General features: G+C 71.7%; 24 protein-coding genes. 9 read left to right on the top strand and 15 right to left on the bottom strand.

All coding sequences use genetic code 11. The annotated features are described in order from the left end of the window. Positions 1–82 precede the first annotated feature (82 nt). Positions 83–2713 (bottom strand): bifunctional acetate--CoA ligase family protein/GNAT family N-acetyltransferase, encoded by a 2631-nt coding sequence (locus tag AC2YHJ_RS14035; RefSeq protein ID WP_487396684.1) that lies wholly within the window; start codon positions 2711–2713, stop codon positions 83–85. A gap of 161 nt (positions 2714–2874) precedes the next feature. Here AC2YHJ_RS14035 and AC2YHJ_RS14040 point away from each other — a divergent pair, with 161 nt between their 5' ends. From AC2YHJ_RS14040 to AC2YHJ_RS14050, 3 genes are all read left to right on the top strand, one after another. Further along, the gene (locus AC2YHJ_RS14040) at positions 2875–3837 is read left to right on the top strand and encodes an alpha/beta hydrolase (RefSeq protein ID WP_487396685.1); all 963 of its coding nucleotides are present in this window, start codon (positions 2875–2877) and stop codon (positions 3835–3837) included. Positions 3838–3907: 70 nt separating this feature from the next. Then, positions 3908–4879 (top strand): Bug family tripartite tricarboxylate transporter substrate binding protein, encoded by a 972-nt coding sequence (locus AC2YHJ_RS14045; protein WP_487396686.1) that lies wholly within the window; start codon positions 3908–3910, stop codon positions 4877–4879. A gap of 4 nt (positions 4880–4883) precedes the next feature. Next, positions 4884–6113 (top strand): glycosyltransferase, encoded by a 1230-nt coding sequence (locus tag AC2YHJ_RS14050; protein ID WP_487396687.1) that lies wholly within the window; start codon positions 4884–4886, stop codon positions 6111–6113. Positions 6114–6123: 10 nt separating this feature from the next. On the opposite strand, the gene AC2YHJ_RS14055 is transcribed toward AC2YHJ_RS14050, so the two are convergent. Both AC2YHJ_RS14055 and AC2YHJ_RS14060 read right to left on the bottom strand, forming a co-directional pair. Next, a complete protein-coding gene (locus tag AC2YHJ_RS14055; protein WP_487396688.1) occupies positions 6124–7554 on the bottom strand; it encodes an FAD-dependent oxidoreductase in 1431 nt (476 codons plus the stop codon). Between the two features lie 80 nt (positions 7555–7634). Continuing rightward, positions 7635–8786, bottom strand: a complete 1152-nt coding sequence (locus AC2YHJ_RS14060) for an amidohydrolase (RefSeq protein WP_487396689.1) — start codon at positions 8784–8786, stop codon at positions 7635–7637. Between AC2YHJ_RS14060 and AC2YHJ_RS14065 the strand changes: the two genes are divergently transcribed. Together AC2YHJ_RS14065 and AC2YHJ_RS14070 are read left to right on the top strand one after the other, a co-directional pair. Next, positions 8785–10677, top strand: coding sequence for an autotransporter assembly complex protein TamA (locus AC2YHJ_RS14065; RefSeq protein WP_487396690.1), 1893 nt, complete (start codon positions 8785–8787; stop codon positions 10675–10677). The two genes, AC2YHJ_RS14060 and AC2YHJ_RS14065, sit on opposite strands and share 2 nt — an antisense overlap. Continuing rightward, a complete protein-coding gene (locus AC2YHJ_RS14070; protein WP_487396691.1) occupies positions 10677–14471 on the top strand; it encodes a translocation/assembly module TamB domain-containing protein in 3795 nt (1264 codons plus the stop codon). The genes AC2YHJ_RS14065 and AC2YHJ_RS14070 overlap by 1 nt, the downstream gene beginning before the upstream one ends. 138 nt (positions 14472–14609) lie before the next feature. On the opposite strand, the gene AC2YHJ_RS14075 is transcribed toward AC2YHJ_RS14070, so the two are convergent. Further along, positions 14610–15764: an NADH:flavin oxidoreductase/NADH oxidase gene (locus AC2YHJ_RS14075; RefSeq protein ID WP_487396692.1), complete on the bottom strand. Its 1155-nt coding sequence runs from the start codon at positions 15762–15764 to the stop codon at positions 14610–14612. Between the two features lie 128 nt (positions 15765–15892). Between AC2YHJ_RS14075 and AC2YHJ_RS14080 the strand changes: the two genes are divergently transcribed. After that, complete coding sequence (locus AC2YHJ_RS14080) at positions 15893–16423, top strand: dihydrofolate reductase family protein (protein WP_487396694.1); 531 nt, start codon at positions 15893–15895, stop codon at positions 16421–16423. A 110-nt stretch (positions 16424–16533) separates the two neighbouring features. Here AC2YHJ_RS14080 and AC2YHJ_RS14085 read toward each other — a convergent pair whose 3' ends face one another. Beyond that, entirely contained in the window at positions 16534–17403 is an 870-nt protein-coding gene (locus tag AC2YHJ_RS14085; RefSeq protein ID WP_487396695.1) for a metal ABC transporter permease, read from the bottom strand. A 153-nt stretch (positions 17404–17556) separates the two neighbouring features. Next, complete coding sequence (locus tag AC2YHJ_RS14090; protein ID WP_487396696.1) at positions 17557–18300, bottom strand: metal ABC transporter ATP-binding protein; 744 nt, start codon at positions 18298–18300, stop codon at positions 17557–17559. Positions 18301–18482: 182 nt separating this feature from the next. Between AC2YHJ_RS14090 and AC2YHJ_RS14095 the strand changes: the two genes are divergently transcribed. Then, entirely contained in the window at positions 18483–19766 is a 1284-nt protein-coding gene (locus AC2YHJ_RS14095; protein WP_487396697.1) for a DUF445 domain-containing protein, read from the top strand. 13 nt (positions 19767–19779) lie between these two features. Here the strand turns inward: AC2YHJ_RS14095 and AC2YHJ_RS14100 are convergent, their stop codons facing one another. From AC2YHJ_RS14100 to AC2YHJ_RS14115, 4 genes are read right to left on the bottom strand one after another with little or no spacing between them, the layout of a single operon-like run. Further along, on the bottom strand, positions 19780–20424 hold the full coding sequence (locus AC2YHJ_RS14100) for a glutathione S-transferase family protein (RefSeq protein ID WP_487396698.1): 645 nt from the start codon (positions 20422–20424) through the stop codon (positions 19780–19782). A gap of 31 nt (positions 20425–20455) precedes the next feature. After that, a complete protein-coding gene (locus AC2YHJ_RS14105; protein WP_487396699.1) occupies positions 20456–20941 on the bottom strand; it encodes a hypothetical protein in 486 nt (161 codons plus the stop codon). 6 nt (positions 20942–20947) lie between these two features. Beyond that, a complete protein-coding gene (locus AC2YHJ_RS14110) occupies positions 20948–21430 on the bottom strand; it encodes a hypothetical protein (protein ID WP_487396700.1) in 483 nt (160 codons plus the stop codon). Further along, positions 21427–21894 (bottom strand): nucleoside deaminase, encoded by a 468-nt coding sequence (locus tag AC2YHJ_RS14115; protein WP_487396702.1) that lies wholly within the window; start codon positions 21892–21894, stop codon positions 21427–21429. The genes AC2YHJ_RS14110 and AC2YHJ_RS14115 overlap by 4 nt, the downstream gene beginning before the upstream one ends. A 272-nt stretch (positions 21895–22166) precedes the next feature. Here AC2YHJ_RS14115 and AC2YHJ_RS14120 point away from each other — a divergent pair, with 272 nt between their 5' ends. Further along, positions 22167–22397, top strand: a complete 231-nt coding sequence (locus tag AC2YHJ_RS14120; protein WP_487396703.1) for a hypothetical protein — start codon at positions 22167–22169, stop codon at positions 22395–22397. A 55-nt stretch (positions 22398–22452) separates the two neighbouring features. After that, positions 22453–23505 carry an LLM class flavin-dependent oxidoreductase gene (locus AC2YHJ_RS14125; protein WP_487396704.1) on the top strand — a complete coding sequence of 351 codons (1053 nt, stop codon included), beginning with the start codon at positions 22453–22455 and terminating at the stop codon, positions 23503–23505. Here AC2YHJ_RS14125 and AC2YHJ_RS14130 read toward each other — a convergent pair. The 5 genes from AC2YHJ_RS14130 to AC2YHJ_RS14150 all read right to left on the bottom strand — a co-directional run bounded on the left by AC2YHJ_RS14130 (position 23502) and on the right by AC2YHJ_RS14150 (position 26923). Next, positions 23502–24281, bottom strand: coding sequence for a fumarylacetoacetate hydrolase family protein (locus AC2YHJ_RS14130; RefSeq protein ID WP_487396705.1), 780 nt, complete (start codon positions 24279–24281; stop codon positions 23502–23504). The two genes, AC2YHJ_RS14125 and AC2YHJ_RS14130, sit on opposite strands and share 4 nt — an antisense overlap. Positions 24282–24340: 59 nt before the next feature. Further along, on the bottom strand, positions 24341–24646 hold the full coding sequence (locus tag AC2YHJ_RS14135) for a hypothetical protein (RefSeq protein ID WP_487396706.1): 306 nt from the start codon (positions 24644–24646) through the stop codon (positions 24341–24343). Positions 24647–24728: 82 nt separating this feature from the next. After that, positions 24729–25376 (bottom strand): hypothetical protein, encoded by a 648-nt coding sequence (locus tag AC2YHJ_RS14140; RefSeq protein ID WP_487396707.1) that lies wholly within the window; start codon positions 25374–25376, stop codon positions 24729–24731. A 129-nt stretch (positions 25377–25505) separates the two neighbouring features. Then, entirely contained in the window at positions 25506–25931 is a 426-nt protein-coding gene (locus AC2YHJ_RS14145) for an NfeD family protein (protein WP_487396708.1), read from the bottom strand. Further along, positions 25916–26923, bottom strand: a complete 1008-nt coding sequence (locus AC2YHJ_RS14150; protein ID WP_487396709.1) for an SPFH domain-containing protein — start codon at positions 26921–26923, stop codon at positions 25916–25918. The genes AC2YHJ_RS14145 and AC2YHJ_RS14150 overlap by 16 nt, the downstream gene beginning before the upstream one ends. Positions 26924–26934 lie beyond the last annotated feature (11 nt).

Raw genomic sequence — 26934 nt, forward strand, 5'->3', positions numbered from 1 at the left:
GGTGGGCACCACGGGACGTTGGATTCCTCGGTCGGGGCCCGCCCAGTCGCCCTGCATGGCGGCCGGCGCCGGCCGCGCGGCGTCACAGCACCTTGCGCGCCTCCATCACATCGGGGTCGTCGGCGCTGGCGGCCAGTTGGAAGCCGAGCGCGCGCATGAAGCCGAGCATCGGCCGGTTATCCGTCAGCACCTGGCCGACGATCTCCTTCATGCCGACCGCGCGGCCCCATTCGAACAGCCGCTCCATCAAATGGCGCGCCAGCCCCTGCCCCTTCCAGGACGGGTCCACGATGACGGCGAACTCACCGCTCTCGCCCCCCGGCTCGCGAATCAGGCGGGCGACGCCGACCGTCAGGTCCGGCCCGGCCTCGGCGTGCTCCACCGCGACGAAGGCCATTTCCCGGTCGTAGTCGATCTGCGTCATCCGGGCGATCTGCGCCGCACCCAGTTCCGTCATGGCCGAGAAGAAACGGTAACGGACATCCTCGACGCTCAGGCGGCGGAACGCCTCGGCATGCGCGGCGGCGTCCTCGGGGCGGATCGGGCGGATCACCACCGACCGCCCATCCTTCCCGCGCCAGGCCCGGGCCAGTTCCGCCGGATAGGGTGGGATCGCCAATAGCGAGGCCTGCCCCTCCGGCCGCAGCACAAGGGAAGCATCGAGTGCGAGCACACCCTCAGCATCGGCCGCCAAGGGATTGATTCCAAAAAATTCTATCTCGGGAAAATCCACCGCGACCTGCGACAGCCGCACCAGCGCGTCGGCGATGGCGGGGACATTGGCCGGCGGATGGTCGCGCCAGCCCTGCAGCAGCCGCGCGGTGCGGGTCTGGCGGATCAGCCCATGCGCCAGGGCCAGGTTCAGCGGCGGCAGGTCGATCCCCTCATCGGGGTCGATATCGGCGGCCGTGCCGCCTCGGCCAAAGGAGATCCAGGGGCCGAACATTGCATCATCGGCGAGGCGCAGACGCAATTCCTGCGCTCGCCCGGCCTGGCGCTGCACCAGGAAGCCGGTCAGGCGCGCACCCGGCCGCGCCGCCGCGACGCGCGCAGCCATCGCCTCGGCCGCCGCGCGCACCGCCGCCGCGCCGGTCAGCCCCAGCGCCACCCCGCCGACCTCGGTCTTGCGGGAGATGTCGGGGCTCAGGATCTTCAGCACCACCGGGAAGCCGAGCATGGCGGCCGCATCCGCCGCTTCCTCCGGCCCCGCCACGGCGCGCCCCGGCACGGTCGGGATGCCATAGGCGGCGAGCACCGCCAGCGCCTCCTCCTCGGTCAGTTCACGCCGGCCGGCGGCACGGGCAGTGGCGAAGATGCGCGCGACGCGGTCCCGGTCCGGCGCCAGGTCCAGCACCGCGCGGGGCGGCAATTCGGCCGCCGCGGCCCGGTTCCGGCGGTCCTGCGCCAGGTGCAGCGCGCCGCGCACGGCCGCCTCCGGGGTCGGAAAGACGGCCACGCCGGCCTCGGCCAGCTTCGCCCGCTGCACCCCGGCGGTGGCCTGGCCGGGCCAGCCGACCAGGATCGGCGCACCGCGGCTCGCCTTCACCGCGGCCGCCAGGGTTTCCCGGACCAGGTCAGGGCTGCCTGCCGGTTCGGGCGCGTGCAGCGCGACCACGGCATCGACCCCGGGCAGGCCGGCGAGCATCGCTGCCGCCTCCCCCAGCCGCGCCGCCGATCCGGCGCCAAGGGCGAGCGGATTGCGTCCGGTCCAGCCCTCCGGCAGGCCGATCGCGACCGCCGCCAGCGCCGCATCGTCGATTGAAGCGAGCTGCCCGCCCCCGGCCAAGGCGGCGTCCGAGGCGAGGCTGCCGAGCCCGATGCCGTTGGTGACGACCGCGATCCGGTCCCCCGCCCCGGCCAGCGGGCGGGAGGACACACGCACCCGCGCCAGGGTCTCGGCGGCGGACAGAAGGTCCTCGAGCCCCGCGACGCGCAGCACGCCGGCACGCCGCAGCGCGGCCTCCATCACCGCATCCGCCTGGCCCGAGGCATCGGCGAGCCGCCCGCCGGCGCGGATGGCGACGACAGGCCGGCTGCGTGCCGCCGCGCGCGCCGCAGAGATGAACATGCGGCGGTTCTTGATGCGCCGGATATCGAGCAGGATCGCCCCCGTCCCAGGATCCCGCGCCAGCCAGTCCAGCGCCCCGGCAAAGCCCTGGCCCTGGTTGCCGCCGATACCGACGACATGGCTGAAGCCCACCGCTTCCGCCGCTGCCCAGTCCAGCACCGCGCGCGCGATGGCCGAGGATTGCGTGACCAGTGCAAGCCGGCCCGCGGCCGGCGGAATGTGGGACAGCGTCGCGTTCAGCCCGATCGCCGGGACCGCGATGCCGAAGGACCCCCGGCCGAGCGCGCGCATCCCCGTCCGCTGCTGCAACGTCGCGAGATCCGGTGCCGGGCCGGGCACCACCCCGGCGTGGCAGCCCTTCTCCACCAGCGCGGCCATGGCCGCTTCCAGCGCAGCGGGTGGCAGGCACAGCACGGCGAGATCGGGTGCAACCGGCAGCGCGGCAATGGTCGGGACGGCCTCGAATCCATCAGGCGTGCCGCCCACCGCCATCAGCCGGCCGCGGAAGCCGCCGGCGGCGATGTTGCGGGCCAGGATCGGCGCCTCAGCACTGCCTTCCGCCATCACCAGGACAAGGCTGGCGGGGCGGAACAGCGCGGCGGGGCGGAAGCCGGCACGGGTGGGGAGGTTCAGGAAATCCGGCATTGTGCAATGCAACATGGCGATGGGCGACGCATGCCGCAACCGCGGAATCCGTTCGCTTGCGGCTGGCATCTTGCCGGTTTTGCGCCGCCGGCTTCCACTTCCTTGGCGATGCGGCCGGTGCGACGGGCCGCCCGCATCGCCTGCCAAGCAAGGATGATGGAATGAGCCAGGACCGCTGGGACCCCGAGATGCGCGCCTTCACCACCATGATGGAGGAGCGCGGCCGCGCCTTCCCCCCCATCGTGCTGGTGCCGCCGCTGGATGCGGCGCGGGCGTCCAATGACGGGCCGGGCCTCGCACTGGCCGCCTCGGGCGGGCCAAAGATGGCCGAGAGCGGCGACAAGTGGCTGTCCGTGCGCGGCCGCCGCCTGGCCTGCCGGGTGCATCGCCCGCGCACCGACAAGCCTCTGCCGGCGCTGGTCTATATCCATGGCGGCGGCTGGGTCTGGGGCAGCATCGACACCCATGACCACATCATGCGGTCCTATGCCGCCGGGGCGGGCTGCGCCGTGGTCGGGCCGGATTATTCGCTCTCGCCGGAGGCCGCCTTCCCCCAGGCGCTGGAGGAATGCGCCGCGGTGGTGCGCTGGGTGGCGAAGCATGGCGCGGAATGGGGCCTCGACCCGTCGCGCATCGTGATCGGGGGGGATTCGGCGGGCGGCAACCTCGCGCTCGCGGTGGCGCTGCTGCTGCGGCAGACCGATCCGGAACTGAAGCTCGCAGGCCTGCTGCTGAACTACGGCGTCTTCGATTCACGGCTCGACACGCCGAGCTACGACGAATTCGCCACCGGCCACACGCTGACGCGCGAGAAGATGGATTTCTACTGGCGCTGCTATGCCCCGCGGGAGGCCGACCGGCTGCACCCCCTGGCCGCACCGCTGCGCGCGGACCGCGCCGATCTCGCTGGCTTGCCGCCCTGCCTGCTGACCGTCGCGGAACTCGACGTGCTGGCGGGCGAGAACCACGCGATGGAAAAGCGCCTGCGCGAGGCGGGCGTGAGCGTGGAGGCCAAGACCTTCCCCGGCGTGCTGCACGGCTTCCTGCGTGCGATCGGGCATGTGAAGGCGTCGGACCAGGCGGTGGCTGAAGGCGGGGCCTGGCTGAAGCGGGTCCTGGGCTGAATCCGGCCCCTGGCCGCGCGGATGCGCAGGGTCTAGGAACCGCCCCGTCAATCCGAACACGGGACCGTCCATGACCCAGATCGCACGCCGCGCGGCGCTCGCCGGCCTCGGCACCATCCTCGCCGCCCCTGCCCTGCGCGCCCAGCCCTGGCAGCCGACCCGCCCGGTCCGCATCGTCGTCACCTATCCACCCGGCGGGGTGAACGACATCGTCGCGCGCATCGTCGCCGAGCCGCTGTCGCGCGAACTCGGCCAGCCGGTCGTGGTCGAAAACCGCGCCGGCGCTGGCGGCAACATCGGCACGCAGCATGTCGCGCAGTCCGAGGCCGATGGCTATTCGATCCTGCTCGGCACCACCGCGCTGTTCGGCGTGAACCCGGTCGTCTACGCCTCAAGTGGCATCGATGCCGTGCGCGACTTCACCTCGGTCGGCCTGATCGGCGAAGTGGCGAACGTGCTCTCCGTCATCCCCGGCAAGGTGCAGGCGACGACCCTGCAAGCGTTCATCGAGGAAGCGAAGCGCCGCCCCCTGGTCTTCGGGTCGGTCGGCAACGGCTCCTCCTCCCACCTCTCGGCCGCGGTCTTCATGAAGATGGCGGGGATCGAGGCGACGCATGTGCCCTATCGCGGGTCCTCGCCGCTGGTCGCCGCGATGCTCGCGAAGGATGTGGATTTCGGCTTCGACACCACCGCCACCTCAACCGCGCATATCCGGTCCGGCGCCTTCCGCGCGCTGGCGGTGACGACGACGCGCCGTGCGACCGCCCTGCCCGACGTGCCAACGATGCAGGAAGCCGGCCTCGCGGGCTACGACCTCGGCATCTGGTTCAACCTCGCCGTCGCGCGCCGCACGCCGGCACCCGTCGTGGCCCGGCTGCGGGAGGCGGTGGCCGCCACCGCGACGCCGCAGACAGCCGATCGCCTGCGCACCGCCTTCGTCGAACCGATCGCGGTGCCGGCGGCCGAAGGCGACGCCTGGATCGCGGCGAGCGCCGGGCGCTGGCAGGCGATCGCGCGGGAGATGCGGCTGACCGCCGACTGACCCCATGAAGCCGTCCGTATCCGTCATCGTCCCGGTCCACAACACCGAGGCGCTGGTCGAGAAGTGCCTCGCCTCGATCACCGCCCAGACGCTGCGCGACATCGAGATCATCTGCATCGACGATGCCAGCACGGACGGTTCCGCCGCCATCCTGCGCAGGTTGGCGCAGGGTGATCCGCGCATCCGCATCCTGACCCACCCCACGAACCAGGGCGTGGGCGCCGCGCGCAACAGCGGCGTGCGTGCCGCGCGGGCGGACCACATCGCCTCGGTCGACAGCGACGACACGATCGACCCGGACATGCTTGCCACGCTGCACGCGACGGCGATCGAGGGTGACTTCGACGTCGTCGGCTGCGGTGCGCGCGTGGTGGACGATGCCGGCCGCGTGCTGGAGACCTGGGTCCGGCCCGACGCCACGGTGATCGTGACCGACCGCCACCGGGACGTCTTCGACCTGATGGACCCGATGACGTGGAACAAGCTGTGGAAGCGGTCGATCTTCATCGACCACGACCTGTGGTTCCCGGAGCAGACGCGCCACGAGGATCTCGGCTGGACCTATCACGCGCTGATGAAGGCGAAGCGCATCCGCACGATCGGGCGGCCGCTCTACACCTACCTGCTGCGCCGGGAGTCACTGTCGCACGGCTTCGACGTCGCGCATCTGGTGGATCACGTCGCCATGTTCGAACGCATGCGCGCCGCGATGATCGCCGAGGACCTGGTGCGCGACAACGCCGCCTCCTTCGCCCGCATCGTCCACGGCGCGCTGAAGCACCACGCGCATCGGGCACGCGACTTCGGCCCGCCGGGGGAGGAGGCGCTGCGCTACCTGCGCTGCATCCTCGCCATGAAGCGCGCCTATCTGGAAACAGGGGATGCCGAGGACGTGCTGATGGATGCCGCGCAGATCAGCGCGGCCATCGACAGCCCGCCCCAGGCCGAACGCAATGCCCTGCTGCGGGACCGCGACCTCGCGCGGCGGGACGCCGCTGCGGCACGGGAGGCGCTGGCCGCCGCGCAGGCAGGACTCGCCATGCGCGATGCGGAGATGGCGCGGACGCGCATGCATCTGCGCGACCTCGCCGTGCTGCCGCGCGGGTCGGGCCTGCTGCCGCGCGCCGCCGCGACGCTGTGGGTCTTGGTGGGGCGGCTGGCCGGATGGCGCGACCTGGTGCGCCGCGGCCTGCGGCTGCGCCGCGCGCTGCGGCGCTTCACGCGCTTCGCCTGATCGCGGCGCGCTACAGCGTCACGCCGGGCCATTCGTCGCCGGTGATCTCCGGCTCGTCGAAGGCGGCGTGGCGGGCGGCGTGCAGCTCGATATCGGCGCCGAGCAGCCTGGCGCAGATCGCCCGCGTCAATGTCCGCGCACCGCCACTGATCGCCGGAATGTCGCCCGTCAGCTTCCCGTGGCTCAACGTCGCGGCGAAGTTGAAGCAATGCAGGCGCGACAGATGCGGCGCGCTGCCCGCCACGCGCTCGGTGAAGGCGAACCCGGCATCAAGCCAGGGATTCATCCCGAGTGCCGCGTCGCGTTCCGCCGCGGGCGGGTCGTAGGCATCGCGCCACAGCCTGATCTGCCCGGCCATGGCGCCGAGTTCCGGCCGCAGCGCCGCATCCTGCAGGAAGCCGGTGCCGAGGATGACGAAGTCGGCGCGGATCGTCCCGCGCGGCGTCGCCAGCAGCAGCGCGTCGCCGTCCCGCGTCACCGCCTCGACCCCCGCACCGGTCAGCAGGGTCGCATTGGCATGGGCGGCGACACGACGGACGCTTTCATGCGGCGGCGGGGTCTGGCGGCGCTCGACCGACAAAGCGAGCCGCCAGCGCCATTCAGCCGGCAGTTCGTGCCAGCCATGCCAGATGCCGCGCCCTTCCAGCGACTTGCCGGAATTGACGCGCGGCAGCGACGTGCGGCGCAGCAGCATGGTCAGGCTGCCGCAGCCGCGTTCCAGCGCCTCCGCGGCGTTGTCGAAAGCCGAGGCACCGGCACCGATCACCACCACATGCTTCCCCGCCAGCGCGGCGAAGTCGATGTCATCGGCCGAATGCGCCCACTGCGCCCCGCGCCATTCCGGCGCGAATCCAGCCAGGATGCGCGGGCCGCCGAGGCCATCCCGGCCGGTCGCCAGCACCACATGGCGCGCGAAGACCGTCCCCCCATCGGACAGGGCGAGGCGGAACAGCGCGCCCTCGGGTTCGATCAGCGCCACGCCGATGCCGTTGCGCACATCCAGCCCGGACACCCGCCGATACCAGCGCAGGTAGTCCATCCACATCAGCGTCGGGATCTTGCCCAGCGCCTCCCACCCCGCGGCGCCGTATTGCGCCTTATGCCAGGCGCGGAAGGTCAGGTCGGGCAGGCTGAGCGCCGGGCCGGCGAGCTGCTTCGGGCTGCGCAGCGTGCGCATGCGGGCATAGGTCGCCCAAGGGCCTTCCTCGCCGGCCGGCGCGGGGTCGAACAGCGCGACCCGCGGCACCCCTTCCCGCTTCAGCGCGAAGCCGGCCGACAGCCCCGCCATGCCGGCGCCGAGGATGGCGACGTCGAGCGCAACCGAACCGTCCGGCGCGGTGGTCGGCGGCACCCAGTCGGTCGAGGGCTCCTGGAGGCGTTCCAGGCTTTCGGCGAGGCGGGCCTCCAGGGCGAGGAGGCCGGGCGCGGGATCATGCTGCATCGCCGCAGGATAGGGCCACCCGAAGCCGGGCGGAATGCCCCGGGGGGGGGGGGGGGGCGCTGCCCGGCAAGCCGGGCGGGCTACTCGCCCGCCAGCGCCCGCTTCGCCGTCTCCGCCAGGAAGCCCGCCGCCGTGGGCAGGACCTCGTCGTTGAAGTCGTAACGTGGGTGGTGCAGCTCGCGCCCGTTATCCGCCGGGCCGTTGCCGATCCAGACGAAGGCGCCGGGCACGTATTTCAGGTACCAGGCGAAATCCTCCCCGGTCATGGCCGGGGCCATGTCGCGGCGGACCTCGGTGACCGCGGCCGCGGCCTCGGCGGCGAGATCGCGCTCGGCCGGGCTGTTCGCCGTGACCATCACGCCGGCGCGGAAGGAGAAGGTCGCGTGCACGCCATAGGTCGCGGCGACGCCGTCGGCGATGCGCGACAGGCCCTGTTCGATCGTCGCCTCGTCCTCGTCGCGCAGCCAGCGGGCGGTGCCCTTCAGCGTGACGCGGGCGGTGATCTGGTTCTGCGCCTCGCCGCCCTCGACCACCGTGATGGACACCACGCCGCCGGTCAGCGGGTCGAGATTGCGCGCGACGATCGACTGGATGGCGACGATCGCATGGCCCGCCGCGATCATCGGGTCGCGCGTCAGATGCGGCAGGGCGGCATGGCCGGCATGGCCGTCGAAGGTGATCTCGAAGCGCGCTCCGGCCGCCATCACGGCGCGGTCATGCACGGCGATGGTCCCGGCCGGCAGGCCCGGCCAGTTGTGCCAGCCGAAGATGCGTTCCATCGGGAATTTCTCGAACAGCCCATCGGCGATCATCTTGCGCGCGCCGCCGCCGCCTTCCTCGGCCGGCTGGAACACCAGCCGCACCGTGCCGGTCCAGTTCGGGTCATCCAGCAGCATCTTCGCCGCACCCAGCAGCGCCGTGGTGTGCCCGTCATGCCCGCAGGCATGCATCACGCCCGGATTGGTGGACTTCCACGGCAGGTCTTCGTTCTGCTCCTGGATCGGCAGCGCATCCATGTCGCCGCGCAGCCCGACCGAGCGATTGCCGCCGCCGCGCCGGATCGTGGCAACCACGCCGTGGCCGCCGACGTTCTCGGCGATGTCGGAGATGCCCATCTCCTTCAGGCGGGCGACGACGAAGGCTGCCGTCTCCCCTTCGTGAAGCGTGAGGCCGGGGTTGGCGTGCAGATGGCGGCGCCAGGATGTAAGGGTCGCGGCAAGATTGGTGTGCATGATCCGACAAGCCTATCCCGCCGCGCCGAGACGCACCACCGCCCCCGGCGCGGCCGTGGCCCTGCTTGTCTGGCTTTTTGCGGCCCCCGCCCTGGCGCAGGGGGAGGACCCGCCGCCCGACCCGCCAGGCCTGCCCTACACGGCCGAGATCTCCGCCGGCGACGATTCGGGCCTTGCGGCGACGGCGCGCGCGGTGGCGCAGACCGTGACGCTGCGCGAACGCGCGCCGACCGATGCCTTCGGCCTGATCGGCCGCGTGCGCGCCGACCTGCCCCGACTGCAGGATGCGCTGCGCGCCGAGGGCTATTGGGGCGGCCAGGTCTCCGCCACGATCGACGGCCTGCCGCCGGACGACCAGGCGCTGCCCGCCCGGCTGGCCGCGGCGACCGCGCCCGTCCCGGTGGTGCTGACACTGGTCCCCGGCCCGCGCTATGGCATCGGGCGCGTGACCATCGGCGCGGAGCCTGCGGAATTCGCGGCAGTGGTGCGCGACGCTGCCCGCGCAGCGGGAATGACGGAAGGCGACCCGGCGCGCGCCGAAGCCGTGCTGGCCGCCGAGACCGCGATGCGCGACGCGCTGCGCAACGCCGGGCATCCGCTGGCGACGGTGGCGGGGCGCGAGGTCACGGTCGATCACGACCGCCGCGCCATGGATATCGCCTGGCGCTTCGCCCCCGGCCCGCGCGCGCGTTTCGCGGCACCCGAGGTGCGCGGCCAGACGCGCACCGATGCCGGCCTGCTGCATCGGACCGCCGCGCGCCAGATCGAAGGCCAGGATTATTCCCCCGCCGCGGTGGAACGTGCCCGCCGCGCGCTCGTTTCGCTCGGCGTCTTCGACAGCGTGCGGGTCGAGGCCGGTACGGAGGTCGGCCCCGACGGCACGCTGCCGATCGCCTTCGTGGTCAGCGAGCGCGCGCTGCGCGCAGTGGGCGGGTCCATTGCCTACGAGACCAATTTCGGCCTCGCCGTCAGCGTGTTCTGGGAGCACCGCAACCTGTTCGGCGGCGCGGAGCGGCTGCGACTGGACGCCGAGGCGTCGCGCATCTCCGACGGCAGTTTCGGCAACGCCACCTATCGCACCTTCGCCACGCTGACGCTGCCCGAGATCTGGCAGCAGGATATCCGCCTGGTCGCGCGGGTGGGTGCGGTGCGCGAGAACCTCGAGGCCTATGACCGCGAGGCCATCGTCGCTTCCGCCATCGCCGAGCGACGGCTGACCGATCGCCTGACGGCGCAGGCCGGGCCGAGTTTCGAGACCGGGCGCATTGGCCGCTACGGCGTGCTGGAGGACTACACGCTGGCCGGCTTCCTGATGGGGCTGCGCTACGACACTACGACCAGCCTGCTGAACCCGACCAGCGGATACCGCGTCAATCTCAACGTCACGCCGTACTACTCGCTGCTCGACGGTACGACCTACACGCGGCTGCTGGCGACGGGCAGCACCTATCTCGACCTGTCGGGCGACGGCAGCGGCGTGCTGGCGCTGCGCACATCGGTCGGGTCGGCCGTGGGGGCGAGCTTCGATCAGATCACGCTCGACAAGCGCTTCTATGCGGGCGGCGGCGGATCGGTGCGCGGCTACACCTACCAGTCGATCGGGCCGCGCGATGCGGGCAACCGGCCGTTGGGCGGCGCGAGCCTGCTGGAACTCAACGTCGAGTGGCGGCAGCAGATTTCCGGCCCCTGGGGCGCAGTCGTGTTCGTGGATGCCGGCACGGTCAGCGAGGACCAGACCCCGGGCACCGGTACGCTGCGCGTCGGCGCCGGCGCGGGCCTGCGATACCTGACCGCGATCGGGCCGATCCGCGTCGATATCGGCGTGCCGCTGAACCCGCAGCAAGGCGATCCGGCCTATGGTCTCTATGTCGGAATCGGGCAGGCCTTCTGATGACGCGCCGCATCCTCCGCATCGGGATCTACGTGCTGCTCGGCCTGCCGGTGCTGCTGCTGGTGGCGATCGCCGGCGGGCTGGCCTGGGTGAACAGCGAGAGCGGGCGGGCGATGGTCGCGCGGCTCGCCTCCGACGCCGTGCCCGGCCTGACCATCGAGGGGCTAAGCGGCCCGCTGCCCTCGCGCCTCGGCATCGGCCGGCTGGTCATGGCGGATGCGGACGGGCCATGGCTGGAACTGGAGGATGCGCAGGTCGCGCTCGACCTTCCGGCGCTGCTGGGACGGCACGCACGGGTCACGGTGCTGACGGCGCGGCGCGTCGCGCTGCATCGCCTGCCGCCATCCACCGAATCCGCCCCGCCGCCCGACCCCGATGCACCACTGATCCCGGCCTTGCCGTCGCTGCCGGTGGATGTGCGGCTGGATCGGCTGGCGGTGGAGCGGATCGAACTCGGGGCGTCGGTCGCGGGCGTGGCGGCGGTGCTGTCCGTGGAAGGCGATGCGCTCTACGCCGCGGGGCGGCTGTCGGCGCGGCTCGATGCGCGGCGGCTGGATGCACCGGCCGAGGCGCGGCTCGCGCTCGATCTCGCGCCGGGCGCCGACAGGCTGCAGGCGCGGCTTGCGGCCCGCGAACCGCCGGGCGGGCTGGTCGCGACGATGCTCAGCCTGCCCGACCGCGCGACCGAGGCGCTGCTGACGCTGGACGGTCCGGCGACGGGCGCGCGGCTCGACCTGCGGGCTTCGGTGGGCGCTGACATCACGCTGACGGCGAATGGCGAGGTGCGCGCCGCACCGGATGGTGCGGCTGGGGCGCGGCTTGCGATCAATCTCGCCGCCGCGCCGCTGCTGCCGGAGGATGTCCGCGCCATCGCCATGCCGGTCGCGATCGACCTTGATGCCGCGATCGATGCGGGGCAGCGCGTCGCGCTGCGTCGGCTTGGCCTGCAAGCGCCGGCCGGGCGGTTGAGTGCGGAGGGCAGCGCCGATCTCGCGGCCTCGACGGTCGATGTGGCGCTGCGGCTTGAAGCCGGTGGATCTGCGTCGCTCGGCACCTTGGTCCCCGATGCCGCGCGCTGGGAATCGCTGCGTGCCGAAGCGCGCGCAACGGGGCGGATGGATGCGCCGACCATCACGCTGGACCTCGCGGCCGAGGGCTTCGGCAGCGCGGTGCCGCAGATCGCCGCCGCGATCGGCACCACGCCGCGCCTGACGCTGCGCGCCACCCTGCCCGACCGGATCGAGGCGCTGACGCTGGACGGCGCCGCGCTGCGCGTCACCGCCGAGGGCAGCGTCGGCGAGACGCTCGATGCCACGCTGCGGGCGACGGTCGCTGATCTCGCGCCGCTGGTGCCGGGGCTGGCGGGTGGGCTGCAGGCGGAACTGCGCGCCACCGGACCGCGCGCCGATCCGTCCGTTGCGCTGACCGCGCTGGGCGAAAGGCTGGAACGCGAGGGGCAGGTGCTGGAAGGCCTCGCGCTCGACCTGCGCGTCGCGACACCGCTGTCCTCGCCGCGCGCTGAAGGCACGCTCCGCGCCACATATGCCGGGCTGCCGGCGACGCTCGACCTGCGTGGCCTGCCCGAAGGTGAGAAACTGCGCATCGAGGCGCTGACCGCCGGCTTCGGCCCGGCGCGGCTCGCCGCACAGGGCCTGCTCGACCCGCGCGCCACGACCTTCGTGGGCGAGGCGAGCCTGGAGGTGCCGGACCTCGCACCCTTCGCCGCGCTGGCCGGCACGCCGATGGCCGGGCGGGTGACGCTGCGCGCGGCACTCGACCTGCGCGAGGGCGTGCAGGGCTTCGACGCGACGCTGGAAGTGCCGCAGGCCACCATCGCCGGCACGCCGTTGGGCGGCACGCTGAAAGCAGCGGGCACCTTGGCGGGGCTTGAGGCCTCGCTGGAGGCGCGCGCGCAGGATGCGCGCCTGACCACGCGCGCCCGCGTGACGCAGGATGGCGCCGCGCGCCGCATCGAGGTGCCGGAACTGCTGCTGCGCCGGGGCGCGGACAGCCTGCGGACCAGCGCGCCGGTACGCATCGTCGTCGCGCCCGATGGGGGCGTGGCGATCGAGGCGCTGGCCCTGACCACCAGCCGCGGCGGCACGCTGCGCGCGGAAGGGCGTTGGGGACCGCAGCAGGCCGATCTACGCGCGACGCTGACCGCGCTGCCGGTCGCGGGGCTTGCCGCGCTGGCCGCGCCGGACCTTGGGGTGGAAGGCATGATCGGCGCCGAGGCGCGCGTCACCGGCCCCGTCGCCGATCCCTCGGCGCGCTTCCGTGTCGAGGCTGGCGGCCTGCGTTTCACCGATCCGTCGATGCGCGGCCTGCCCGCCGGACGCGTGATCGTCGAGGGCACGGCGGGCGCACGCGCCGCCGAGATCCGCCTTGATGCCACGGCCGGCACGGCGTTGCGGGCGAACGGCACGGCCCGCCTTCCTGGCGGCTTCGCCGGCAACGCCCCGATCACGGCGCGGCTGGAGGTGAATTCGGATCTTGCCGCACTGGGCGGGCCGCTGCTCGCGGCCGGGGCGCAGCGCGTGACGGGGCGCGCGACGCTGCAGGTGGATGTGTCCGGCACGCTCGGCGCGCCGCGCGCCGCAGGCCGCGTCAGCGTTGCCAATGCGACCTTCCGCGACCTCGCCCAGGGGCTGACGCTGACCGGGATCGCCGCCGAGTTGCGCGGCGATGGCGACCGCGTGGTGATCGAACGCTTCGACGCGCGCACGCCCGGCGGCGGCACGCTGGGCGCGACCGGCACGCTGTCCCCCGCGGCACCCGGCATGCCGGCGGAAATCACCGTCACCGCGCGCAACGCGCGCCCGCTACGGTCCGAGATCGTGACCGGGCTGTTCGACGCCGATCTGCGGCTGACCGGCCAGTTGCTGCAACAGGCGCGGCTGGCCGGGCGGATGGAGGTCCGGCGGCTCGACATCACCGTGCCGGAGAAACTGCCGCACAGCGTGGCGCGCCTGGAGGGCGTGCGCGAGACCGGGCGTCGCCCCGCCGGCACGCCGCCGCTCGCACCGCCCGCGCCGGCCGCCGCATCAGGCGGCAGCGACATCGCGCTGGAGGTCGAGATCGCCGCACCGCACGCCGTCTTCGTGCGCGGGCGCGGCATCGACGCGGAATTCGGCGGGACGCTGGGCCTCGCGGGCAGCACCGCCGCGCCGCGCGTCAATGGCGGGCTGCAACTGCGGCGGGGCAATATCTCGGTGTTCGACCGGCGGCTCGATTTCCGTCGCGGCACCATCGCCTTCGATGCCGGGACGCTGGTGCCATCGCTCGACTTCCTGGCGTCAGCGCGGGCGCGGGAGGTGACGGCGATTGTCACCGTCACCGGGCCGGCGACCGATCCGAAGATCGAATTCTCCTCCACGCCGGAACTGCCGCAGGACGAGGTGCTCGCCCGGCTGCTGTTCGACCGGCGGGCCAGCGAGTTGAGCCCCTTCCAGCTCGCGCAACTCGCCCAGGCGCTGGCCGGCGCGGTGGGGATCGAGACGCCGGGCGCGGGCGGCATCCTCGACCGCATCCGGCGGACGCTCGCGCTGGATCGGCTCGCGGTCGGCGAGGAACGCGGCCAGGGCAGCAACACCCGCAGCCAGGGCGCGACGCTGGAGACCGGACGCTACGTCGCCGATGGCGTCTATGTCGGCGTGCGGCAGTCGAGCGAAGGCGGGCCGCCGCGCGTCGGCGTTCAGATCGACGTGGCGCCGCGCGTACGCGTGGAAGCCGAGACGGGCGGCAACAGCAGCGCGGGCGACCGGCTCGGCCTGTCCTTCGAGTTCGAGTACTGAAGCGTCACGCTCTGTGGCGCATTTATCACTTTAGGTTTTTAGGCACTTTAAGCCTTTATCCGCGCCGTTCGGGCGGCGGGCGCGGGTCGGCGCCTGATTATGAGAACATATCAGGAACGTGCGCCATTGTCCACGCCGTCAGGCCGGCGGCGCGCCCAGCGCCCCCATCACCGCAGCGCGCTTTTCCATCCACCAGCCATGCTGCGGCGGCCAGCAGGCGAAGACCTCCTCGGTCGTGCCGGGTTCGAGGATGCCGCGTGCCATCAACGCCCAGTTCGGGTTGTTCATCGCCTCCCGCCCGATGGCGATGAGGTCGGCCTCCCCGGCTTCAAGCGCCGCCTCGGCCTGGTGCGGGCCGATGATGAGGCCGACCGCCATCGAGGCGAGGCCGACATCCCGCCTGATCTGCGCCGCATACGGCACCTGGAAGCCATAGCCGCGCGGGATCCGCTTCGACCCCGTCGCGGACCCGCCGATGCCGCCCGAGGAGCAATCCACCACATCGACGCCGAGCGGCTTCATCGCGCTGGCGAAGGCAAGGCTGTCCTCCATCGTCCAGCCGCCATCCATGCCATCGACCGCGGAGATGCGCACGAAGACCGGCAGGTTCTCCGGCCAGGCCGCGCGCACCGCCTCGATCACCTGCAACGGGAAGCGCATGCGCCCGGCGAGGTCGCCGCCATAGGCATCGTTGCGCGTGTTCGACAGCGGCGAGAGGAACTGGTGCAGCAGGTAGCCATGGGCGCAGTGGACCTCGACGGCATCGAAGCCGGCGGCACGGGCGCGCTTCGTACCGATGATGAAGCCCTCGACGATCTTCGCCATGCCGGCGGGATCGAGCGCGGCGGGGGTGATGAAGCCATCGCCGATCGGCTTGCCCACCGCCGAGACGATGTCCCAGGTGCCCTCCCCCTTCGCGAACTGGTCGGGGCCGAGCGGGCCGTTGCCCTCCCACGGCCGCTGCATCGATCCCTTGCGCCCGGCATGGCCGAGTTGCACCGCCGGCACCGCGCCCTGCGCGCGGATGAAATCGGTGATGCGCTTCAGCGGCGCGACATGGTCATCCGACCACAGGCCGAGATCGCCATGGGTGATGCGGCCCTCGCGCAGCACGGACACGACCTCGGAGAACACCAGCCCGAAGCCGCCGACCGCGAAGCGCCCGAGCTGGACCATGTGCCAGTCATTCGCCATGCCCTCGACCGCGGAATACTGGCAGAGCGGCGGGACGACGGCGCGGTTGGGGATGGTCAGGCCGCGCAGCGTCAGGGGCGAGAACAGCAGGGATGGCATGCGGGACGTTCTCCTTGGGCGATGGGTTGCGCGCAGGATGGAACGGGCGGGGCCGATATGGAAACCTGTCGCGAGCGACGCACATCGACACTGCCGGCTGAAGCGATCCGGGATGGAGGAACTGCACCATGGCGACGCTCGTCTTTGGAATGAACCAATCCCTGGACGGCTACGTCGACCACATGGCGATGGCGCCAAGCCCGACGCTGTTCCAACACTTCATCGAGCAGGCGCGCGACCAGGTGGGCAGCATCTACGGTCGCCGCCTGTACGAGCTCATGCAGTATTGGGACGAGGATCATCCCGAATGGGACGCGGCGCGGCGCGACTTCGCCGTCGCGTGGCGGAGGCAACCGAAATGGGTCGTGTCGCGCTCTCTGACGTCAGTTGGCCCCAACGCCACCCTTGTCGCCAACGACATCGAGGCGACGATACGCGGGCTCAAGGCCCGTCTCGCCGGGGAGATCCAGGTTGGTGGACCGGAGCTGGCACGATGCCTGGCCGAGTTCGGTCTCATTGATGCGTACCGCCTCTACCTTCATCCGGTGGTGCTCGGCCGCGGCACGCCGTTCTTCTCCGGCCCCCGGCCGTCGCTCCGCCTTGTGGCCAGCGATCAGATGGATGAGGACGTGATCAGGCTGACCTATGTTCCTGCCTGATCGCGCGGCGGACTGCGCCGATGCGTCAGGCCCGCACCGAATCTCGATCTTCCGAAATCTTCCGTGCCGGCAGGCTCCGGCCAGGACGCAGCGCGCCGCGAAGCCTCACTTCACCCCGCCAGATGCCGCCGCCGCACCAACCGCGGCAGCAACCCATCCACCGGCCCCGCCAGCACCGACACCGCCCAGGCCGCCCCCGCGATCAGCACGATCGCCGGCCCGGTCGGCACATCGGCATGATAGGACAGCACCAGCCCCGCGAAGGACGACGCGACGGCGATCCCGACCGCCGCATAGGCCATGCCCGACACCTGCCGCGCCCAGTGCCGCGCCGCGATCGCCGGCAGCATCATCAGCCCCACCGCCATCAGCGTGCCGAGCGCCTGGAAGGCCGACAGCACGTTCAGCACCACCAGCGCCTGGAACACCATGTGCCAGGCCCCGCCCTGCGCGCCGGTGGCGGCGGCGAATGACGGGTCGAAGCATTCCAGCACCAGCGGCCGCCAGGCGAAGGCCAGCACCACCAGCGTCAGCGTCGCCACCCCCGCCATTAGCAGCAGCGCCGGATCATCGACACCGAGCACGCTGCCGAACAGGATGTGCGTGATATCCGCCCCGCCACCCCCGCCGATCGAGATGATCGCGACGCCAGCGCCGAGCGCCAGCAGGTACAGCGCGGCGAGCGTCGCATCCTCCCGCCCGCCCGTCGCGCGCGACAGCGCGCCGGCACCGACCGCCACCAGCAACCCCGCGACCAGCCCGCCGAACCACAGCAGCGGCGCGGAGAAGCCCGCCAGCAGGAAGGCGAGCGCGACCCCCGGCAGCGCGCCATGGGCCAGCACATCGGCCGTCAGGCTCATCCGCCGCAGCACCAGGAAGACGCCGAGGACAGGGGCGGAGACTGACAGCGCCAGACACCCGATCAGGGCGCGGCGCAGGAAGCCGAATTCGGCGAAGGGAGCGATCAGAAGGTCGTGCATGGCACAACGGGACCTGCTGCCGGGCACGCATGGCGCACGAAACTGGGCTTGGACACCGATCCCGCCAGCGGCGCCAGGCGCCAGATTGAGGTTTCCAAAGGCCTTAAGCCTTTGGCGGGGAGGGTCCGGGAGGGGCAGAGCCCCTCTCGGGGATCACGCAGCGCAGGCCTCCGCCTCGTCCGACCAGGCCTCGGCCATCATCCGCGCCTTCAGCCGGTTGGCGGCGGTCAGCGCCTGGTCCGTCGGCCCCCAGGCAATCGCGTCGCGGGCGATCAGCAGCGTGTCGGGGAATTCGCGCGCCACCAGGTCAAGGTCGTGCAGCACCGCGACCACGGTGCGCCCCTGCCCGTGCCATTCCCGCACCAGCCGCAGCAGATCGGCCGAGGTGCGCGCATCCACCGCGTTGAAGGGTTCATCGAGCAGCAGGATGTCGGCGTCCTGCACCAGCAGCCGCGCGAAGAGCAGCCGCTGCGTCTGCCCCGCGGAGAGCGAGCCGACCGGGCGCTTCTCGAAACCGCCGAGGCCGACCGCTTCCAGCGCATCTTCCGCCCGGCGCCGGTCATCCGCCGACACGCCGCGGAAGGCGCCAAGGCGCGGCCACAGCCCCTGCATCACCACATCGAGGCAGGCGATCGGAAAGGCGCGGTCGAGCGCGGCGAGCTGCGGCAGCAGGGCGATGCGCGCGGTGCCGTCATGCGCGATGGTCCCGCTCTCGGGTTTGTGCAGCCCGGCGAGCGCGCGCAGCAGCGTCGTCTTGCCGGCGCCGTTGGGGCCGACCACGGCGGTCAGGCTGCCCGGCGCGAAGCGGCCCGAGACGTGATGCACGGCCGCTCGCCGCCCATGGGTCAGCGTCAGGTTCTCAAGCCGGATGCCGGCCGGGGCGCGCTGCACGGTCATGCCGCCATCGCCCAGGCCACACCCAGCCAGACCAGCGCCGCCACGCCGCCCGCCAGCGTCAGCCGGGACAGGGCGGAGGAGGACAGCGCGAGGGGATCCGGGAACCGGGCGACCATGGCGTTATGATGTAACATACGCTCCCCGCTGGGCAAGGGCGGCGCGGCGGCCTATCTCCGCGTGCGATGCAAGGCAGCCCCCCGATCCCCGACCCCGACGCCGATCTGCGCCGCAGCCTGCGACGGCACCGGATGCTCGCCACCGGCATGCTGGTGGCCATGGCGGGGTTGCTGGTCGGCACATACTGGATGCCGGCGGGGTATTGGACGGATCTGTTGCAGGCCTCGGCCAAGGCGGGGGTGGTCGGCGGGCTGGCCGACTGGTTCGCGGTGACGGCGCTGTTTCGCCACCCGCTCGGCATTCCCATTCCGCATACCGCCATCGTGCCGAACCAGAAGGAAAGGCTCGGCCGCGCACTGGGGCGCTTCGTGTCATCGCATGTCTTCACCGAGGCCGAGGTGCGCCGCGTGATCGGCCGGCTCGACCTCGCGCGCATCCTGCAGCGATTCCTCGCCGACCCGGCGGCCTCGAAGCCAGCCGCGGCGGCGCTGGCGCGCAGCCTGCCGAAGATGGTCGCGAGCCTGGAGGATGGGCGGGCGCGGAAGCTGCTGGTGCGGCTGCTGCCGCGCATCGTCTCCGGCCCGGCCGGGGCGCGGCTGGTCGCGCGTGTGCTGCGCGCCTTCGTCGCCTCGGGCCGGCACCAGGAGGTGTTCGGCCTGGCGATCGGCCAGTTGAAGGTGCTGCTGAGCGCGCGGGAAGATGCGCTGCGCGCGGTGATCGAGGCCCGCATCCGCGCCGAGGGCGGTGCCGTGATCGGCTGGCTGGCGGGGGCGACCGTCGCGAAGCGCATCCTCGCCGCCATCAACAGCGAGCTCGGCAAGGTCGAGCCGGAGGATTCCGACCTGCGCGCCGCCTTCGCCGAATGGCTGGGCCATGAGATCGAGCGGCTGGAAACCGACCCCGAGCGCGCCGCCGCGATCGGGCGCGTGCTGCGGGAGGCATTGGCCCATCCCTCGGTCGCGGTGTGGCTGATGGATGTCTGGGGTCGGCTGCGCGCGGCGATGGTCGCCGACGCGGCGCGGCCCGATGGTCGGACGGTGGCGCTGCTGTCGGGCGTCTTCGCCAATGTCGGCACGCTGCTCGCCGAGGATCCCGCGGCGCGGGAGCGGCTGAACCGCGGCGTCGAAGGCGTGCTGATGACGCTGCTGCCGAGCGCGCAGGCGCAGCTTTCGGATTTCATCGCCGGCGTGGTGGGCAACTGGGATGCCGCCGCCGCGGCCGAGAAGATCGAGCTGCGCGTGGGCGCGGACCTGCAATACGTCCGCATCAACGGCACGCTGGTGGGCTTCCTCGCGGGCGGTGCGCTGTTCGCGGCGCTGAGCGCGGTGTTCGGGCGGGTGGCGAGTTAGGGTCGGAATCCGATCAACCCAGGATGCGCAGTTCCTCAAAGGAGACCATGACGTGCTCGCGGAACGCGGGCCGCGTCGTGAGGGCGTCATAGTACCGGCGCAGGCCCGGGCGGTCCCGGTGCGCGATGGGAATGTCGAAGTAGCGGTACAGGACATGCCCGAACTGGATATCGGCCAGGGTGAAGTCGCCTCCGGCCAGGAAGGCATGGCGTGACAGTTGCGCCTCCGCGATATCGAGCACCTTGTCGAATTCCGCGACGGCGTGGCTGATCGCGGCCGGGTCCTGATCGGCGGGCGCCGTGCGGACCACCCTCCAGAAGATCGGCACCGTGAAGCCGAGCGTGACATTGATCTTCGACCACTCTGCCCATTTGTCGACACCGGCGCGCGCAAGACCCTCGGCCGGCCAGAACGGAGCGGCCCCGTAGCGGCCAGCCAGGTAGCGCAGGATCGAACCGGTTTCCCACAGCGGCTCGCTGTCACCGTCGCGCAGGACAGGCACGGTGCCATTGGGATTCATGGCCAGGAAGGCCGGCGTGTCGGTGCCACCGAAGCGATGGCCGGCATCGTGCCGTTCATAGGCGAGGCCGAGCTCGCCGATGCACCACATGAGCGCCTGGACGTTGGATGAGGTCTTCCGTCCCCACACGGTCAGCATCAACAGGTTCCCCTTCGCCGGGCGACGCGCATCACCGGCGGCGGATGCTGCGGACCACCGCCCACACCATGCCGGCCGCGCCACCGATGAACCCCGCCCCGATCGCGAAGACCGGTATCCCCATCGCGCAGCCGCCGGAATCCCCGGGACGGCCGCAAGCGGGATCGAGCGCGATGACCGCCATGGCTACCGCGCCGCCCACCAGCGTGCCGACCACGAAGCCTGCGAAGCCGAACCCGATCACCCGCGTGACCGTGGCCATCGCACCGCGCGCGGTGACCTCCCGCGGCGGATAGGCCAGCCAGGCCGCGATGAAGCCGGCATCCTGGACGGCGAGGCGGAGCGCCTCGGGCGGATGGTCCGACTGTACGACGACCAGGCCACGCGGCCAGTCGGGCTGGACATACGCGGCAGGGTCACGGCCGCGGATCGCAGCCAGCACGGCCTTGTGGTCCTCCGTTCCGCGCAACCCCTTCACGGATAGCAGCACCGCCCCCGGTGGCAGCGTTAGCGCCATGGTTCGTCACCCATACCGGCGGATCAGGCCGTGGATCAGCCCGGCAATGGCGCCGACCGGCAGGCCAAGCACGCCGAACAGCATGCCGAACACGCCGACGCCGATGGCGCAGCCGCCGCTGCTGCCCGGCCGCGTGCAATCCGGGTTCAGCATCGAATTCCCAAGCCCCAGTCCGACGCCCGCCAGCAGCCCGATCACGCCGAACAGCACGGCGTAGAGCAGCATGCGCCCGAGGATGCCGGCAATGCTGCCGCGCCCGGCGCCCGGACCGCCCTGCACCAGCACGCCGAAACCCGCCCCCTGCACCGCGGCGCACAGCGCCTTGGCCGGTGCGGCCGACTGCACCGCCACCAGCCCACGCGGCCAATCGGTCCACAGCCGCACGGACGGGTCGCACCGCCGCAGCGCCGCTTCCACCGCCGCCGCATCGGTGGGTCCCTGCAGCCCTGTGATGGCGAGGATGACCGCGTTCGGCGGCGGCGCGTTCAATATGGCACCTTGTCGGGCCTGGCCTGCCACTGGCGGAAGCCCTCGATGGCCTCGGCCGCGAGCAGCCGGCGCAGCGGCAGGCGGCGGGCAGGCAGCGGCAGGCAGACCTCGTCATAGATCGCGGCGTCGTCGAAGCCGATCGCCGCGGCGTCGGCGCGATCGTTGCCGTAGACGATCTCATCGATGCGCGCCCACCAAACGGCGCCGAGGCACATCGGGCAGGGCTCGCAGCTCGTGTAGATGACCGCCCCGCTCAGGTCGTGGGTGCCGAGCGTCGCACAGGCGGCGCGGATCGCAACGACCTCGGCATGCGCGGTGGGATCGTGGTTCGGCACCACGGCATTGCGGCCTTCACCGACCACGGCGCCATCCTTGACCACCACGGCGCCGAACGGTCCGCCGCCAGTGGCGACACCCTGGCAGGACAGCGCGATGGCCCGCCGCATGAACTCCGCCTCGTCCATCCATCCTCCGCCGGGCCAGGGTCGCAGGCAGCATCTTCACCCGATCGAGCGGTGGGACGCGACAGCCATCTGCGGCGGGTGGCTGTTGCCTGCATGCAACGCCATGGGGCCTCCCAGCAATAATCCTCACGAAATCGAATGCGCGCATAGGTTGAGCATTGCGCGCGACCTTGCCAGGATTCATGATCCCGGTTGCCGATCAACGGTGCCTTGCCGCCCGGAAGTGGTGGGGTGTCGCGGCAGATCGCTTGGGGGGCGATATGGAACTGCGCATGATCGAGGAACTCCGCCGCGAGGAGAACTCCATCCTGGAGGAGCTTCGCGCCACCGGGCCATATCAGCGGCTGCAGGCGCTGCGGCAGGTGCTGTCCTTCTACGATGCGCCGCCGCCGGTGGGCGCCCTGCTCGATGCGCTGCTGCCCGATGGGCCACGCGCCGCGGGGTCCTCCGCTGCCCAGGCGAATGTCATCGTCCTGCCGGGCCCGCACGCCGAAGTCGCCTGACGCGACGGGGGCAGCCCCCTCCCGCCACCATGGCGGACCGCGCTAGGCTCAGCCCATGACCGGGTTCACGCTGTCGGCGCTCGACCAATCCTCCGTCGCCTCGGGCCGCACGCCCGGGGAGGCGATCCGCGAGACCATCGCCCTCGCCCAGCACTGCGACGCGCTGGGCTTCCGCCGCTACTGGTGCGCGGAACACCACAACAGCGCATCGCATGCCGGCACGGCGCCGGAGGTGCTTCTCGCGGCCATCGGCGCGACGACGAAGCGCATCCGCATCGGCAGTGCGGGGGTGATGCTGCCACATTATGCCTCGCTGAAGGTCGCCGAGCAGTTCCGCGTGCTGGAGGCGATCGCCCCGGGCCGCGTCGATCTCGGCGTCGGGCGCGCACCGGGGTCGGACGGGCGCACCGCCTTCGCGCTGAACCCCAACGCCAACCAGGCCGCCGACCGCTTCCCGCAGCAGGTGATGGAGGTGCTCGGCTGGCATGGCGAGGGGTTGCCGGAGAACCACCCCTTCCGCGCCATCATCGCCCAGCCGGCGGTCGCGACGCGGCCGGAGATGTGGATCCTGGGGTCCTCGGATTACGGCGCGCAGGTCGCGGGGTATTTCGCCCTGCCCTACTGCTTCGCGCATTTTTTCTCCGACGGCGGCGGGTCGGAACAGGCGATCGCGGTCTATCGCGAATCCTTCCAGCCCAAGCCCGACATGCCGGGGCGGCTCGCGGCGCCGCATCCGGCACTCGGCGTCTATTGCCTGGTGGCGGATACCGAGGCCGAGGCGAAGCGGCTGTTCCGGTCACGCGAGCTGTGGCGGCTGAAGCGCGACCGCGGTCTGTACCTGCCGCTGCCGAGCGTCGAGGAGGCGGAGGACTACGTCTATTCCGACCTCGAGCTCGCCCGCGTGGAGAAGATGCGCGCGGGTGCCATGGTCGGCGCCCCGGAACAGGTGAAGGAAAAGCTGGAGGCGCTGTCGGCCGCCCATGGCGGCATCGCCGAATTCGCCGTCATCACCCATTGCCACGACCCGGCGGCGCGACGGCGATCCTACACGCTGCTGGCGGAGGTGTTCGGGCTGCGCGAGGGCGGCGTGGCGATGGCGGCCGATTAGCCCGCCATCACGTTCCGCAGCGTACCGATGCCCTCGATGCTGACTTCGACGGTCATCCCCGGGCGCATCGGCAGGGCGCCGATCGAGGTGCCGCAGGCGATCAGGTCGCCCGGTTCCAGCGTCATCTCCCGCGACAGCGATGCGACGATCCGCGCCGGCGGGATGATCATGTCGGACAGCGGATAGTCCTGCCGCACCCGTCCGTTCAGTGCGACGCGCACCCGCAGGCCTGACCAGTCGAGCCCCGTCGCGATGGCCGGGCCCACCGGCCCGAAGCCGTCGCTGGACTTGGCCCGCGCCCATTGCGGGAAGGACGGGTCGGCATTGAGGATGTCGAGCGCTGTGACGTCGTTCACCGCGGTCAGCCCGAAGATCGCGGCGGCGGCCTCGGCTTCGTCCGCATCCTTGCAGCGGCGGCCGATCACCAGCCCGAGTTCGCCCTCATACAGCACCTTGCCGCCATAGCCGGCCGGCAGGCGGATGGTGCCGTCCGGGTCGAGCAGCGCGGTGCCGGCCTTGAGGAACCACAGCGGCGTCTCGGGGATGGCCGCACCGATCTTCACGGCGAGTTCATGGAAGTTGTTCCACAGCCCGATGAACTTGCCGGGGCGCACGGGCGCCAGCAGGCGGATCGCAGCGCGGTCGAGCGTCTCGCCGCTCGGCGTCGGGGCGGAGAAGAGGTCGCCATCATGCACTGTGACGCGGCCCGCCGCCTCGTCGAGCGTGCCGAAGCCCTCGGACCCGTCCTGTCGCGCGAAGCGGACCCACAACGCCATGCGCCACCCTCCCTATTCCGGAGCGGAAGGCTATCGCGGCGCGGCCAGGCTGGCGATCGTCAGCGGCGGATGAAGACGAAGCGGACGGGCTGTGCCCCATCGCGCCCGGCACGACGCATGCGCCACCACAGCGACCCGCCGCCGATCAATCCGGCGATCAGTGCCACCGGCAACAGCACGCCGATCGCCAGCACGGCGAGGCCCGCCAGCAGCAATCCGGCGGCACCCAGCGCCACCAGCATGGCGATGCCACCCACCCGCGCGAGCAGGCGGTCGAAGCCTCCCATCGGCTGGGGCGGGACAGGGTCGCGGAACTCCCCTTCCGGCGTCATGTCGATCACGGGCGGGCGATGTTGCGTGTCCATGGCGCATCTGACGTGGCCCGCGGCCGCCTCGGGGTCAAGGCTTGTCACATTCCGTCACCCGCCGGCGGCGTGCGCGGCGACATCAGCCGCGCATCTCGCCAACCTTGAACCAGCCGCTGACCGGAGTTTCGAAGAACTCCGCCAGGTCGGCCGGGCTGGTCCGTTCGTGATCGAGCGGGATCGCGTAGAGACCGCCCCCGATGCCACCCCCCGCATTGTCGTATTCCGAGGCGATCGAGTAGCACTGGACGACGAAGTTCGAGCAGAAGAACGCCCGGGTCTCGCCGCCGATCTCGCTGAGCGCCTGGTTCGCGAAGTCGCTGATCTCGGTCGTGAAGGCGTCGCCGTCGCGCCCTTCCTCGAACGCGGAGCGCGCGGCAGCCGGCATGCTGTATCCGCCGAAGCCGGCGGTCCGCCGCGCACGGTCAACCAGGTGCATCGCGACGGTCGCCGCGAGCGGGGCGAGCGTGTCGCCCTTCGCCAGCCGGAACACCTTCCAGGTGGCGAGGCCGTTCAGTTGTGCGAGGGCCAGGCCGCCGGTGCTGCTCTCGGCGATGTGGTCGGAACCGACATAGATGGCGGCATGCACCGTCGTCGCCTTGCCTGACCCGCCGAACTTCTGCCCGAGCGCGATGGCGAGATGCGACGGCGAGAACAGGTCGGCCCGCTTCAGCAGTATGTCCCCGCGCTGCAGCGCCAGCGCCTGGCCGCCATTCCCGTGTCCCGACATGCGATGCAATCCCCCGGCAGGCCGCGATTCGCTCAGAAATCGAAACGAATCTCGCGGCTTTCCCATGCGGTATCACGCATCGGGCGCGATGGGTCTATGAAGGGATTCCTTGCGCGCGCCGCGCGGCGACTATTCGGGGCGCACCACCAGCGTGGTGCCATCCACGCCTTCCACCCGCACCCGCGTGCCGGCGGGGCTGGCCGCGACATCGCGCGGCAGCCGCGCGGCCCAGTCGGAATCGCCCACGCGCACGCGCGGGCCGGTCGCACCCGGTTCCACCAGAACGCCCGCCCGCCCGACCAGGCCCGAATCCGGCGTGTTCACGCGCGGCCGCGGGTGGTCCGACCGGCGCAGGCGCAGCGCCAGCCCGATCCCGCCGGCCAGCAGGACGATGAAGACCGTCACCGTCACCCAGAAAGGCGGCGTGACAATCAGCAGCATGATCCCGGTGCCGATCGCCGCGAGACCCACCCAGAGCAGGAAGACGCCAGGCAGCAGGGTCTCCGCGCCGAGCATCACCAGCCCGACGAGGATCCAGATCAGCGCTGGGTCCATGGCGATGGCGCCTCCGGTGCTGGCGGGGGTGCGGGCGGACGCGGCGGCAGGCGCGGCGGGGCGGTGCCGTCCGGCCCGCGCAGCAATTCCATCGCCTGGGTGATGCCGCCGGCCAGCGCGCTGCTTTCCATCGGCACGATCACCAGTTTCTGAGCCGTGTTGCCGGCCAGCACCTCGAACGCCTTCACGTATTTGTCGGCGATGAAGTAGCGCAGGGCGTCGGTGCCAGCCCCGGTCGCCGCCTCGGCCACTGAGCGGGTGGCGTTCGCCTCCGCTTCGGCCAGTCGCTCGCGCGCCTCGGCGTCACGGAACGCGGCTTCCTTGCGGCCTTCGGCGGAGAGGATCAGCGCCTGCTTCTCGCCCTCGGCGCGTTTGATCTCGGCCTCACGCTCGCCTTCCGCCTTGGCGACCGTCGCGCGGCGTTCGCGTTCGGCCGTCATCTGCAGGTTCATCGCGCGGATCAGGTTGTCGGGCGGTTCGATCTTGCGGATCTCGACGCGGGCGATCTTCACGCCCCAAGGGTCGGTCGCGCCGTCCAGGATGCCGAGCAGCGATGAGTTGATGCGCTCACGCCCCGACAGCGTGGCGTCCAGTTCCATCTCGCCGATCACCGCGCGGATGTTGGTCATGGTCAGCGCGGTCAGCGCGATGCCGAGGTCCTGCACGGCATAGGCCGCCTTGGCCGGGTCCATCACGCGGTAATAGACGATGCCGTCCACCGCGACCGTCGCGTTGTCCCGCGTGATGACGGATTGCTCGGGGATGTCGAGCACCTGTTCCTGCACGTTCACCCGCCGGCCGATGCCGTCGATGTAGGGGATGATGAAGTTCAGCCCCGGGGAGAGCATGCGGGTGAAGGCGCCGAATCGCTCCACCGTCCAGACCTCGCCCTGCGGCACGGTGCGGATGCCCCGCAGCGCCGTCAGCACCGCGAGAATCAGCAGGACGATGAGGACGATGGTCGAGGCGGAGACGATCTCGAAGGGGCTCATGCCCCGACCCT

The organism is Roseomonas sp. SRI_022 (assembly GCF_057586215.1).

What these genes read in the sequence shown, in the direction of transcription:
- AC2YHJ_RS14065 (WP_487396690.1), top strand. Translation starts at nt 8,785, where the DNA reads ATGATCCGACAAGCCTATCCCGCCGCGCCGAGACGCACCACCGCCCCC.
- AC2YHJ_RS14135 (WP_487396706.1), bottom strand. Translation starts at nt 24,646, where the DNA reads ATGGACACGCAACATCGCCCGCCCGTGATCGACATGACGCCGGAAGGG.
- AC2YHJ_RS14140 (WP_487396707.1), bottom strand. Translation starts at nt 25,376, where the DNA reads ATGTCGGGACACGGGAATGGCGGCCAGGCGCTGGCGCTGCAGCGCGGG.
- AC2YHJ_RS14050 (WP_487396687.1), top strand. Translation starts at nt 4,884, where the DNA reads ATGAAGCCGTCCGTATCCGTCATCGTCCCGGTCCACAACACCGAGGCG.
- AC2YHJ_RS14080 (WP_487396694.1), top strand. Translation starts at nt 15,893, where the DNA reads ATGGCGACGCTCGTCTTTGGAATGAACCAATCCCTGGACGGCTACGTC.
- AC2YHJ_RS14040 (WP_487396685.1), top strand. Translation starts at nt 2,875, where the DNA reads ATGAGCCAGGACCGCTGGGACCCCGAGATGCGCGCCTTCACCACCATG.
- AC2YHJ_RS14095 (WP_487396697.1), top strand. Translation starts at nt 18,483, where the DNA reads ATGCAAGGCAGCCCCCCGATCCCCGACCCCGACGCCGATCTGCGCCGC.
- AC2YHJ_RS14085 (WP_487396695.1), bottom strand. Translation starts at nt 17,403, where the DNA reads ATGCACGACCTTCTGATCGCTCCCTTCGCCGAATTCGGCTTCCTGCGC.
- AC2YHJ_RS14090 (WP_487396696.1), bottom strand. Translation starts at nt 18,300, where the DNA reads ATGACCGTGCAGCGCGCCCCGGCCGGCATCCGGCTTGAGAACCTGACG.
- AC2YHJ_RS14115 (WP_487396702.1), bottom strand. Translation starts at nt 21,894, where the DNA reads ATGGACGAGGCGGAGTTCATGCGGCGGGCCATCGCGCTGTCCTGCCAG.
- AC2YHJ_RS14070 (WP_487396691.1), top strand. Translation starts at nt 10,677, where the DNA reads ATGACGCGCCGCATCCTCCGCATCGGGATCTACGTGCTGCTCGGCCTG.
- AC2YHJ_RS14075 (WP_487396692.1), bottom strand. Translation starts at nt 15,764, where the DNA reads ATGCCATCCCTGCTGTTCTCGCCCCTGACGCTGCGCGGCCTGACCATC.
- AC2YHJ_RS14100 (WP_487396698.1), bottom strand. Translation starts at nt 20,424, where the DNA reads ATGCTGACCGTGTGGGGACGGAAGACCTCATCCAACGTCCAGGCGCTC.
- AC2YHJ_RS14045 (WP_487396686.1), top strand. Translation starts at nt 3,908, where the DNA reads ATGACCCAGATCGCACGCCGCGCGGCGCTCGCCGGCCTCGGCACCATC.
- AC2YHJ_RS14125 (WP_487396704.1), top strand. Translation starts at nt 22,453, where the DNA reads ATGACCGGGTTCACGCTGTCGGCGCTCGACCAATCCTCCGTCGCCTCG.
- AC2YHJ_RS14150 (WP_487396709.1), bottom strand. Translation starts at nt 26,923, where the DNA reads ATGAGCCCCTTCGAGATCGTCTCCGCCTCGACCATCGTCCTCATCGTC.
- AC2YHJ_RS14120 (WP_487396703.1), top strand. Translation starts at nt 22,167, where the DNA reads ATGATCGAGGAACTCCGCCGCGAGGAGAACTCCATCCTGGAGGAGCTT.
- AC2YHJ_RS14145 (WP_487396708.1), bottom strand. Translation starts at nt 25,931, where the DNA reads ATGGACCCAGCGCTGATCTGGATCCTCGTCGGGCTGGTGATGCTCGGC.
- AC2YHJ_RS14035 (WP_487396684.1), bottom strand. Translation starts at nt 2,713, where the DNA reads ATGCCGGATTTCCTGAACCTCCCCACCCGTGCCGGCTTCCGCCCCGCC.
- AC2YHJ_RS14130 (WP_487396705.1), bottom strand. Translation starts at nt 24,281, where the DNA reads ATGGCGTTGTGGGTCCGCTTCGCGCGACAGGACGGGTCCGAGGGCTTC.
- AC2YHJ_RS14055 (WP_487396688.1), bottom strand. Translation starts at nt 7,554, where the DNA reads ATGCAGCATGATCCCGCGCCCGGCCTCCTCGCCCTGGAGGCCCGCCTC.
- AC2YHJ_RS14060 (WP_487396689.1), bottom strand. Translation starts at nt 8,786, where the DNA reads ATGCACACCAATCTTGCCGCGACCCTTACATCCTGGCGCCGCCATCTG.
- AC2YHJ_RS14105 (WP_487396699.1), bottom strand. Translation starts at nt 20,941, where the DNA reads ATGGCGCTAACGCTGCCACCGGGGGCGGTGCTGCTATCCGTGAAGGGG.